Source organism: Erwinia sp. PPS120 (genome assembly GCF_047918655.1).
Classification (GTDB): domain Bacteria; phylum Pseudomonadota; class Gammaproteobacteria; order Enterobacterales; family Enterobacteriaceae; genus Erwinia; species Erwinia tasmaniensis_A.
The window spans coordinates 66,518-78,134 of the sequence record NZ_JBLREF010000008.1 but is presented as its reverse complement, the minus strand read 5'-3'; the positions used below and the strand labels follow the sequence as shown (position 1 = coordinate 78,134).

The 11,617-nt window shown below is 47.6% G+C and carries 7 protein-coding genes; 6 read left to right on the top strand and 1 reads right to left on the bottom strand.

The window, feature by feature from the left end:
* Window positions 1-72: 72 nt before the first annotated feature.
* Window positions 73-873 (bottom strand): glucosamine-6-phosphate deaminase, encoded by an 801-nt coding sequence (nagB, locus tag ACLRGG_RS05155; RefSeq protein WP_416248732.1) that lies wholly within the window; start codon window positions 871-873, stop codon window positions 73-75.
* 333 nt (window positions 874-1,206) lie between these two features.
* Here nagB and nagE point away from each other — a divergent pair, with 333 nt between their 5' ends.
* The 6 genes from nagE (at window position 1,207) to ACLRGG_RS05125 (ending at window position 11,510) form a co-directional block, all read left to right on the top strand.
* Entirely contained in the window at window positions 1,207-3,162 is a 1,956-nt protein-coding gene (nagE, locus tag ACLRGG_RS05150) for a PTS N-acetyl glucosamine transporter subunit IIABC (protein ID WP_416248731.1), read from the top strand.
* 153 nt (window positions 3,163-3,315) lie between these two features.
* Entirely contained in the window at window positions 3,316-4,983 is a 1,668-nt protein-coding gene (gene glnS, locus ACLRGG_RS05145) for a glutamine--tRNA ligase (protein WP_416248730.1), read from the top strand.
* A 208-nt stretch (window positions 4,984-5,191) separates the two neighbouring features.
* Window positions 5,192-6,571, top strand: a complete 1,380-nt coding sequence (gene chiP, locus ACLRGG_RS05140) for a chitoporin ChiP (RefSeq protein WP_416248729.1) — start codon at window positions 5,192-5,194, stop codon at window positions 6,569-6,571.
* 29 nt (window positions 6,572-6,600) lie between these two features.
* Window positions 6,601-6,783, top strand: a complete 183-nt coding sequence (gene chiQ, locus ACLRGG_RS05135; RefSeq protein WP_416248728.1) for a ChiQ/YbfN family lipoprotein — start codon at window positions 6,601-6,603, stop codon at window positions 6,781-6,783.
* A 16-nt stretch (window positions 6,784-6,799) separates the two neighbouring features.
* Window positions 6,800-9,454: a beta-N-acetylhexosaminidase gene (locus tag ACLRGG_RS05130; RefSeq protein WP_416248727.1), complete on the top strand. Its 2,655-nt coding sequence runs from the start codon at window positions 6,800-6,802 to the stop codon at window positions 9,452-9,454.
* 448 nt (window positions 9,455-9,902) lie between these two features.
* Window positions 9,903-11,510: a ricin-type beta-trefoil lectin domain protein gene (locus ACLRGG_RS05125; RefSeq protein ID WP_416248726.1), complete on the top strand. Its 1,608-nt coding sequence runs from the start codon at window positions 9,903-9,905 to the stop codon at window positions 11,508-11,510.
* Window positions 11,511-11,617 lie beyond the last annotated feature (107 nt).

Sequence of the window (11,617 nt, the reverse complement as noted above, 5' to 3'; positions counted from 1 at the left end):
TGCCCCAGCGTCGGCAGCGTACGCTGTGCTACAGGCATTAGCCACTGTGCCGTTCTGTGTTGAGCTAATGATTTACAGACTTTTCACGCTTTCCGCTTCCATTTCGCGGAAGTATTTAACGGTTTTAACCTTCAGTTCCATAGTGGCTGGCTCATCGCAGACCACTATCGAGCGGGCATGGAGCTGGAGGCAGCTGATGGTCCACATATGATTAACGTTACCCTCAACGGCGGCCTGTAGCGCCTGGGCCTTGGCGTGACCGATGACCAGAATCATGACTTCTTCCGCATCAAGCAGGGTGCCCACGCCCACGGTGAGGGCGTATTTAGGTACTTTTTCCACATCCCCGCCAAAGAAGCGCGAGTTAGCCACGCGGGTTTCATGCGTCAGAGTTTTGATACGGGTACGTGAAGCGAGCGAAGAGGCCGGTTCATTAAAAGCGATATGGCCGTCGTTGCCTACGCCGCCCATAAACAGGTGTATTTTACCCAGTGCGCGGATCTTCTCTTCATACTGACGACACTCCAGGTCAATATCTTCTGCATTTCCGTTAAGAAGATTAATGTTTTCCGCTGGAATATCAACATGATCGAAAAAGTTGCGGTACATAAAGCTGTGATAGCTTTCCGGGTGTTCCTTTGGCAGGCCGACATACTCGTCCATATTGAAGGTAATTACATGCCTGAAGCTTACCTGGCCCGCTTTATGCATATCAATCAGATGACGATAGGCTTCAAGGGGCGTACCGCCTGTCGGCAGGCCAAGTACGAAAGGGCGGTCTGCCGTAGGGTTGAAAGCATTAATGCGATCGACGATATGGCGCGCGGCCCATTTACCCACCTGAGTGGGAGTTGCGAGAGGAATTAGTCTCATGTGTCACCTCATATCAATTTATATAGTAAAGGGGTCAGCGGTGCAGGGCGCGTAGCAGTATGCAAGCGTAACGTGTTTCCGCCATTATCCGCGAGGGATAAATCCGCGCTGATATTTTGGATCATAAAATAAGTGGGCGTATATGGCCAGAATATTGTGACCTCCTCTGCATTTTGAAGTGATAAAAGTCACATTGCAGCGCTTTTAATTTGCGAAGCGAATTAAATTTTTTTTACACTCCGTCAGGTGATTTTACTATGATGCGAAATCAAACTGGCCGTTATAAAAACGCAAAACGGTAATCGGAGCCTTAACGGGTCTTTAGGGGGAAGGATGAATATTTTAGGATTTTTTCAAAGGCTGGGGCGATCGTTGCAACTGCCCATCGCGGTGCTGCCTGTTGCAGCGCTTATGCTGCGCTTTGGGCAACCCGATTTACTGAATATGCCGTTTATCGCTCAGGGCGGTGGGGCAATCTTTGACAACCTCGCGCTGATTTTTGCTATCGGCGTTGCCTCTACCTGGTCAAAAGACAATGCGGGCCCCGCTGCGCTGGCCGGAGCGGTAGGTTATTTCATTATGACGAAGGCGATGGTAACCATTAATCCGGCCATTAATATGGGCGTACTGGCGGGGATCATTACCGGGCTGGTGGCCGGAATGACCTATAACCGCTGGTCGGATATTAAACTGCCGGAATTCCTGAGCTTCTTTGGTGGCAAACGCTTTGTGCCGATTGCGACCGGGTTCTTTTGCCTGATTCTGGCGTCGGTATTTGGCTATATCTGGCCACCCGTACAGGCCGGCATTCAAAGCGGGGGCCAGTGGATAGTCTCTGAGGGCGCGCTGGGCGCGGGCATATTTGGCTTCGTTAACCGCCTGCTGATCCCAACGGGTCTCCATCAGGTGCTGAATACCATTGCCTGGTTCCAGATAGGTGACTACACCAACGCGGCGGGCGCGGTTTTCCACGGCGACATCAACCGCTTCTATGCTGGTGACGGCACCGCGGGCATGTTTATGTCGGGTTTCTTCCCCATTATGATGTTTGGTCTTCCCGGTGCCGCGCTGGCAATGTACCTGGCGGCACCCAGGGCTCGTCGTCCCCTCGTCGGCGGGATGCTGCTGTCGGTTGCGGTTACCGCATTCCTGACCGGTGTGACCGAGCCGCTGGAATTCCTGTTTATGTTCCTTGCGCCGCTACTGTATCTGGTCCACGCCATCCTGACCGGTATCAGTCTGTTTGTTGCCACGGCACTAAACATTCACGCGGGCTTCTCCTTCTCGGCCGGGGCTATTGACTATGTACTGATGTACAAGCTGCCCGCGGCCAGCAACAACGTCTGGATGCTGCTGGTAATGGGGGCAATCGCCTTTGTCGTTTATTTCGTGCTCTTCACCGCGATTATCAAAATGTTCAATCTGAAAACGCCGGGACGCGATGACGGCAAGGATGACCAGCCTGCCGGAGAGAGTGCCAACAGTAATAGTGAAGAAGGAATAGAAACGCTTGCCCGTCAGTATATTGGCGCGGTTGGCGGCAGCGATAATCTCAACATTATTGATGCCTGTATCACTCGTCTGCGCCTGTCCGTGAACGATGCAGGCATGGTAAACGATGCAGCCTGTAAGCGTCTCGGCGCGTCCGGCGTCATCAAGCTGAACAAACAAACGGTTCAGGTGATTGTGGGCGCCAAAGCGGAATCTATTGCTGAAGAGATGAAAAAGGTCATCGCAAAAGCGAGCGTTGCTCCTCTTGCTTCCCTGGATGGGGCTGAAAAAGCCAGTGCTTCTGCTGCGCCGCAGGCGGTGCCAAACGTGGCGAAAGGCATCGTAGCGACGCTGGTCGCACCGGTTAGCGGTGAGGTGGTTGCGATTGAACAGATACCGGACGAAGCCTTCGCCAGCAAAGCGGTCGGAGACGGGCTGGCTATCAGACCGACCAGCAGCATCGTAGTATCACCGGCAGCGGGTACGGTGGTTAAAATCTTTAATACTAACCATGCGTTCTGTCTGGAAACGGAGAAGGGCGTCGAAGTGGTGGTGCATATGGGGCTGGATACCGTGGCGCTGGCAGGGAAGGGCTTTACCCGGCTGGTTGAAGAGGGCGCGGTCGTCACTGTCGGGCAGCCGGTGCTGGAGATGGATCTGGACTGGCTGAATGCCAACGCCCGTTCGATGATCAGCCCGGTTGTGGTAAGTAATATTGACGACTACAGCAGCCTCCAGCTGGCGGCGGGTAGTACGGTAATTGCAGGTGAGACGCGCCTGTTTGACGTCCACGGCTAGCCTCTGAAGAGATAGCAGGACAGGGCGGGAAGCGATCCCCGCCCTTTTTTTCGCATCCCCGCTAACAAACGGTTGTTTCCCTTCCCTGCTTTGTGGATCATACTCCGTTATTTCTCGTACTAATTTACGCTAAGCATCCCTGAGGACATTGAGATGAGTGAGGCAGAAGCCCGCCCAACTAACTTTATTCGTCAGATTATTGACGAAGACCTGGCGAACGGTAAGCACGATCGTGTTCATACCCGCTTTCCGCCCGAGCCTAACGGCTATCTGCATATTGGCCATGCTAAATCAATCTGCCTGAATTTTGGCATTGCTCAGGACTATCAGGGTCAATGTAACCTGCGCTTTGATGACACTAACCCGGTGAAAGAAGATCTGGAGTTTGTGGAGTCGATTAAGAAGGATGTGCAGTGGCTTGGTTTTGAGTGGAGCGGCGAGGTCCGTTACTCATCTGATTATTTTGATCAACTGCACCACTACGCCGTCGAGCTTATTACTAAAGGCCTGGCCTACGTTGATGAGCTGTCGCCGGAGCAGATCCGCGAATATCGTGGGACGCTAACGTCGCCGGGGAAAAACAGCCCGTATCGCGATCGCAGCGTGAGCGACAACCTCATGCTGTTTGAAAAAATGCGTAACGGCGGCTTTGCCGAAGGCACCGCCTGTCTGCGCGCCAAAATAGATATGGCCTCCAGCTTTATCGTTATGCGCGACCCGGTGCTGTATCGCATTAAATTTGCCGAGCATCACCAGACCGGTAATAAGTGGTGTATCTATCCGATGTATGACTTTACCCACTGCATTTCCGATGCACTGGAGGGGATAACCCATTCGCTCTGTACGCTGGAATTCCAGGACAACCGTCGCCTTTATGACTGGGTGCTGGATAACATCACCATTCCAGCCCATCCGCGGCAGTACGAATTTTCCCGTCTGAATCTTGAATACGCCATTATGTCCAAGCGTAAACTGACCCAGCTGGTTAGCGAAAAGATTGTTGAAGGGTGGGACGATCCGCGGATGCTGACCGTGTCCGGCCTGCGGCGTCGTGGCTATACCGCAGGTGCTATACGCGAGTTCTGCCGCCGCATTGGCGTGACCAAACAGGACAACATTGTTGAAATGGCGTCGCTTGAGTCCTGCATTCGTGACGATCTTAATGAAAACGCGCCACGTGCGATGGCTGTTCTTGATCCACTGAAAGTGGTGATTGAAAACCTCCCGGCAAATCATGAAGAGATCCTCACCATGCCTAATCATCCGAATAAACCGGAGATGGGCACGCGTGAGGTGCCGTTTAGCCGCGAAATTTACATTGACCGCGCTGACTTCCGTGAAGAGGCTAACAAGCAGTATAAGCGACTGGTGCTGGGCAAAGAGGTTCGGCTGCGCAATGCTTACGTCATTAAGGCGGAGCGGGTAGCAAAAGATGAAGAGGGGAATATCACCTGCCTGTTCTGCACGTGCGACACTGACACGCTGAGCAAGGATCCTGCCGATGGCCGCAAGGTCAAGGGCGTGATTCATTGGGTATCAGCAGAGCATGCGCTTCCAACTGAATTTCGCCTTTACGACCGCTTATTCAGCGTGCCTAATCCAGGCGGCGCTGAAGATTTTCTTTCCACCATCAACGCTGAATCATTGATTATTCGTCGCGGTTTTATTGAACCGGGCTTAAGCAAGGCCGAAGCTGGCTCGCCTTATCAGTTCGAGCGAGAAGGGTATTTCTGTGCGGACAGTCGCTATTCTACGCCGGGAAATCTGGTATTTAACCGAACAGTTGGTTTACGAGATACCTGGAATAAAGCAGCCGAATAAATAGTCTGGTAATAATAAAAAACGCAGCCTTCGTGCTGCGTTTTTTTGTAGTGTATGTTTTTTTAAAAATAAATGTGTGTCCGGTCATGTTTTGCATCATGTCAGTAAAATAATCATTGATAATTCGCGGTGCGAAAAATAACATAGCCACTAATAAAAAGAGTATTAAAATACTTTAACAGGAAGCTATTTTTGAGAAGGAGTTCTCGTGGGAAAAATAAATTTATCTCGCAATATATTGTTGTGTCTGATTTTCATTGTTTCAATCAGTAGTCCAAAAATCATTGCAGCGGGTTTTATTGATGACTCAGCGTTAAGTGGCGCGGTCTACTACTGGCAACGTCATCGTGAAAGAAGAAATTTAGAGGATGGCAGTGATAAAAAAAGAGAGTTCGAACGGAATCTCCATCATTCAACATTTAATGCTAATCTCGACTTTTCATCAGGCTATGCCGCCAATATTGTAGGTATCGATATGGGAATATATGGTGCGCAGGAACTTTCTGATAAAAGTCCGGCTGCACCAAACGAAATTGCTTTCAGTAATGCGGATTCCCGATGGCAGGAAAACTGGTCAGGTGACAGAAATGGTATCGGAATTTATAAAGCAGCATTAAAGATAAAACATGATAATTACTGGTTGCGCGGCGGATATATTCAGCCTGAAGGTCAAACTCTGCTGGCTTCGCACTGGAGTTTTATGCCGGGAACCTATCGCGGAATAGAGATCGGCGGTGATTATAATTTTGGCGAGGCGGGCGCGCTGGCGATTTCATGGATGTGGAGTGATAGATATAAGGCACCCTGGTATCAAACTCTGTATGAGTTTCGCAAGGCCGACGGTAAAACGGAGATAGCCTGGCTTCATTCAATTGGCGCTAAATATAATTTTAATAATAACCTGATTATTGAAGCTGCTTTTGGACAATCCGCACATTATATTAACCAGTATTTCAGTAAAGTTTCATATCCTTTCCCATTTGCAGGCAGCAATTTGAACACCACCTGGCAGTTTTATGGCGCCGAAGACAAAGAAGCCGGTGGAACAAAAAATCGCAACGATGTTTATGATGGGCTTGCCTGGCTTCAGGCCTTAACGCTGAGTTATAAGCTGGGGGCTGTTGATTTGCGTCTGGAAGGATCGTTAGTCAAAGCCGAAGGTAACCAGGGCTACTTTCTTCAACGCATGACGCCCGGTTACGCCTCTTCAAATGGCAGACTCGACCTGTGGTGGGATTCACGATCGGATTTTAATGCTGACGGTGAGAAAGCATTATTCGCTGGCGTAATGGTTGATCTTAGCAAATGGCGCCTACCCGGATGGTCAGCAGGTACCTCTTATGCCTGGGGATGGGGAGCCAAACCTACCCGCTATACAACAGATCGGCGGCTGAAGGAATCGGCATGGAACCTTGATTTACTTTATACCGTCCAGGCAGGGCGTGCAAAAGGCGCGCTCTTTAAGCTGCATTTTACCCGTTACGATAATCATAGTGATATTCCTTCCTGGAGCGGAGGCTATGGCAACATATTTCAAGACGAACGCGACGTAAAATTTATGGCGATAGTACCTTTCACGCTGCGATAACGCCTCTTAAACCACGCAGAGACGCATTAATGAAAAGTTCTCTTTATCTCTTCGCGTTTATAACAATGATGACGGGCTGTCAGACAGTGTACGAAAAAGAAACGATTCCTTCCGCTGATTATCAGCGCTGTCTGGATGCAGAACAGAGAGGCGGCGGCGATGAAATTAGTACAGGTTGCGGCCAGCTTCAGGATGAAATTAATCGGAATTAATCAACAAGGAGAGTGTATGGAATTGCGAAGATTAACGCTTTTATCGGCACTACTGGCAACAATATTTTCTCATACATCCGTACAGGCCGACCAGCGCATAGTCGATCAGATAAGCGCATTTGAGGTGAAGTATAAAGTTACGGATAATCAGGCCGCACGGCATGGCGTAGACTGCGCCCGGCTCGGTGCAGACTGGGCCTCTTGTAATCGTGCAACGATTACATTGACTAACCCTGGCAAAGCTTTATTAAGCAGGGACTGGGCGATCTATATGTCGAATGTCCATCAAACGCTTAAGGTTGAAAGTGACCAGTTCCGTATGGTGCATGTTGTTGGAGATCTGACACGGCTTGAACCCACTGAAAAATTTAAAGGCTTTCCTGCGGGCGAATCTGTTACTATCCCGATTGTTAACGAGTACTGGCAGCTTTATATCACCGATGTTATGCCACGCTGGTATGTCACTTCATCAAATGCTACACCAAAAGTGATAGCCAGTACTGACACAGAAAAACTTACCTCATTTGTCGCCCCCTTTGAAGAACAGTGGAAGAGAATACCAGACGAAAAAAATGTGTTAATGACGGCGACAACTCGTTTTGATAAAAATAATGATATTTCTTTATTACCTTCCAGGGAAATACGCGGGCAGATCCTACCGACTCCTTTAAATGTTGAGGTTTTTAACGCAGATGCCGATCTCTCCCGTGGCGTCAATCTGTTAATTAATGGACTCGAATCAGAAAGTGTTGAGGTAATAAAACGCCGTTTTACCCTGCTGGGCGTTAATGAAACACCGACAGGTTATCAAATCAGTACAAAGATTGATAAAGAGGTTTTTGAAAATAAGCTGGCACTTGCAGGTGGCTATCGATTAAGTATCGGCATCGATAAAGCGGAAGTGGTGGGCTATGATGCAAGCGGCGTTTTCTATGGATTACAATCTATCATGTCGCTACTGCCTGCTGGTGAAAGTAAAAAGATCGCCACGCTTAACGTAACAGATGCGCCTCGCTTTCCTTATCGTGGCGTGTTTCTTGATGTGGCCAGAAATTTTCACAGTAAAGCGGTTATATTACGCATGCTTGATCAACTTTCTGCCTGGAAAATTAACGTTTTTCATTTTCATTTAAGCGATGATGAAGGGTGGCGAATCGAAATCCCTGGTCTGCCTGAACTCACCGAAGTGGGTGGGAAAAGGTGCCACGATCTGAGGGAGCAGCGCTGTTTACTGCCGCAATTAGGGTCCGGGCCCAAATCTGATAATCATGGTAGTGGTTACTTTACGCGTCAGGATTATATTGAAATCGTAAAATATGCCGCGGCGCGGAGCATACAAGTTATTCCTGAAATTGATATGCCAGCTCATGCACGCGCGGCGGTCATTTCGATGGAGGCACGTTATCAACGGTTGAGCAAGGCAGGTCAAAAAGCGCAGGCTGAAGAGTTCAGGCTTATAGATCCCACAGATACATCAAACACTACTTCTGTACAACTCTATGACCGTACCAGCTATCTCAATCCCTGCCTGCTATCGTCACTGAAATTTGCCGATAAAGTCATTAGTGAAATTCAGGCAATGCATAAAGAAGCCGGTCAGCCGCTCAAAACGTGGCATTTTGGTGGTGATGAAGCGAAAAATATCCGATTGGGGGCGGGTTATACCGATAAAAAACAACCCGAACCATCTAAAGGGATTCTTGATATGAGTAAACAGGATCGTCCCTGGGCTAAATCACAGCAATGTCAGAAAATGATTAAAGAGAATAAGGTTAAGGATTTGGATCACCTGCCAACTTATTTTGCAATGGAGGTTAGTAAATTAGTCAGCGCGCATGGAATTAACAAAATGCAGGCATGGCAGGATGGATTGAAGGATGCTGAAAATGCGCGTGCATTTAAAACTTCTGACGTTGCCATCAATTTTTGGGATACGCTCTACTGGGGCGGTTATGATTCAGCGAATGACTGGGCTGCCAGGGGCTACGAAATTATTATTTCCAGTCCCGATTACGTTTATATGGATTTCCCCTATGAAGTAAACCCGCTTGAAAGAGGGTATTATTGGGGAACGCGCTTCAGTGACGAGCGAAAAATGTTCAGTTTCGCACCAGACAACCTTCCGCAAAATGCGGAAACCTCAGTGGATCGCGATGGCAAACCGTTTAAAGCTCAAAGCAAAAAAACCTGGCCAGGCGCTACAGGAATTTCGGCCCAGCTATGGAGTGAGACTTCACGAACTGACGATCAAGTAGAATATATGGTCTTTCCCAGAGTGCTGGCTGTGGCGGAACGTGCCTGGCATCGCGCATCATGGGAGCAGGACTACATTGCTGACAAATCCTATGCCGGAGATGAAACTGACTATGTCGATAAAGCGGCTCTACGTTATGACTGGCAACGATTTGCCAATATACTGGGGCAGCGCGAACTGCATAAGTTAGATATGAACGGTATTAAATATCGACTTCCCGTGCCGGGCGCGCGAATTATTGATGGAAAACTCCATGCTAATAGCGCTTTACCAGGCATCCATATCGAGTACAGTGATAATAACGGCGAAACCTGGCAGCGCTATAACAACGCGCTAAAACCCAGCGTTGACCGAAATATATTGGTCAGATCTGTGAGTCCGGATGGCAAACGTTTTAGCCGAACAGAAAAACTGTAGGAGTGATAGCCTGCAATTTGCAGGCTATATTTAATAAACATTGAACCATATACAGAGTATCTCACTATATTCATCATAAAAAATGTTTTTTATTGAGTACTAATTGGATTCTATTGCTAAACCAGGGGGGATATGATGGAAATCTTAACTTTTTAGTAAAATAAATAGTGGTGATTGCTTTATTTTCTATCAGCTGTCTGGCTTAAGGGGGCTGAAAAAATTATTTTAGAAACAGTGATTTCGCATGCTGATTTCTTATCTCGCTATTTGAATTTTATTACGAGTATAATTATTGTGAACTTATTGAAAACTCTTAAGCAAGATACTTAAGGTTATTTTCTTTTCTGAAGTATTGTAAAGGGTTTCAGCGAATGTTAGCCTCCACAAGCTTTATTGAATGAAGCACGTAATCCTTTAAACTTATCTGAACTCTAATTGAATATATAAAATGAAAAAAACTAATTCGTTTCACTGCTTATCTGTACCTTTGGCGTTATCCGCTCTGCTGATTGGCGTTGGTAGCGCAATGCCTGCTCACGCGGATGACCCTTCTGGACAATTGAAGGTCGCTGCCCGACAAGATATCTGTATGGATCTTGCCAGTAACAGTGTCGATATTGAATTAAAGGGATGTAACGGTAATGCCAGTCAGAAATGGTATTACGTCGATTTTAATGGTGGAGTAATGATTAAAAATGAAGCCAGGGGAGAACGTTATTGTTTAAGATCCTATCCTTCTGGCTCCGTTAACATGGACAGTTGCTCCGGATCAGGTTATAGCTCATCAAGAACATGGTATAATAAAATTCATAGCGACGGTAGTTATGAAATAAGTAATAAATTTATCAATGACTTAGGGCGGAAAAATCATTTACTGCAGAGTGTCAAAAACAAAGTCTTCGTGCAAGGAGTCGCTTCGCAAAGTGAAAAATCATGGTTATCTGTTACACCATTGCCGCTGGAGAAGCTTAGAAAAGTCACTGGTGAGAAAAAAATTGCGCTGCTGGTAACTCACTACGATGGCGATAAACCCGCCAATACTGATACCATCGCTCAGGCAGTATTCGGTCAGAAAGAAAATTTCACCTCGCTGAGGCAGTTTGTTAATCTGGCTTCGGAAAACAAACTCAATCTGACCGGTGAGGTCTTTGATAATATTAATTTGGGCCCAAAGCCAAATCATTGTAATTTACAACCTATCCGTGCACTGATCAATAATAAAGCTAAAGAGAAAGGAATCAATCTCGACCAGTACGATTACGTTTTCACCGAGCTGACTGCAAATAAGAAGTGTAATTATTCCGGACTGGCCGCCATGCCTGGAAACTGGATTTTATCTAATGCTTCGGGACATAAGTACTGGATGTGGTCACATGAGTTTGGTCATAACCTTGGATTTAATCATATCAAATCACTGCAAAAATGTACTGTCAGTAATAAGGTTGTGCAGGTTGACAATAAATGCGATGAAATGACCAAAAACTCCACTGATATTACCGATACGATGGGCGGCGGCGGCGGTCACCTTTACCCGGTTAATTATCAGTATTTGCTCGGCTGGCTCGATGAAGCTCAGGTTCCTTTAATAAGTAAATTCTCAGATTTATATAATCTATCGCCAGTCTGGCAGAACGATAAAACTCAGGGTATCAAAGGGCTTCGCATTCCTCGTAACGACGGCAGTTTTATGATTCTGGAGTATCGGCAGCCGCAAACCGGCTTTGAAGATTGGGCACAAAACGACCCTGTTGTGAATGGCGTTACAGTAAGAACCTATAAATTAGGTAGTGGCACAGTCCAGAACACGATTATTGACACCACGCCAGGCAGCCGTGCGGCCGCCCAGGACACCAGAGATGCACAGTTGACGGTAGGCAAGTCGCTCTATGACGCGCTTTCGAACAAAATGATTACCGTTGTTTCAGCTGACAGGAATGGCGCAGTTATCAAGGTGGAAAGCGTATCTGAGAGGCACGACGCTGAGATTTTAAGGTACGACGGTGTGATTTTAGGTCCATATCTGCTAAAGGACTCGGCGGTTTTTAACAGGCAGTGACATAGTCGGTAACACGCTTATTGACATCACGGCAGGTAGCCATGCGGCCGGCCAGGACATCAGAGATGCACAGTTGATGGCAGGCCGCTTTCGAACAAAATGACTAC